1 pseudogene is annotated in these 253 nt (G+C 43.1%); it reads right to left on the minus strand.

Going from position 1 to position 253, the window contains the following annotated elements:
* Window positions 1-253: pseudogene (locus tag AB4140_RS19755) on the minus strand (curlin); the annotation flags it as partial.

Here is a 253-nt window from a genome sequence, read left to right on the forward strand (position 1 = left end):
GATGCGCCATCGGAATTATCTTGATTAATATAAGCATCATTACCGCTGCCAATCGATTGATTAATGGTGGCATCGGCAAAGTCTGACACGTAGTTTCTTATTTCGGCATTATCGCCATTACCCGTTTGATTAATGGTAGATAGCGCGCCATCGGCATTATTTTGCATGACTTTAGCACTATTGCTATCACCCAGTTGATTCACCGTCGCGGTCGCATTAAAGCCATTATAATATTGCTGCTCGATTTCAGCGC

It is taken from the genome of Shewanella sp. 10N.286.51.B2 (assembly GCF_041469265.1).
In the GTDB taxonomy this organism is placed as follows: domain Bacteria; phylum Pseudomonadota; class Gammaproteobacteria; order Enterobacterales; family Shewanellaceae; genus Shewanella.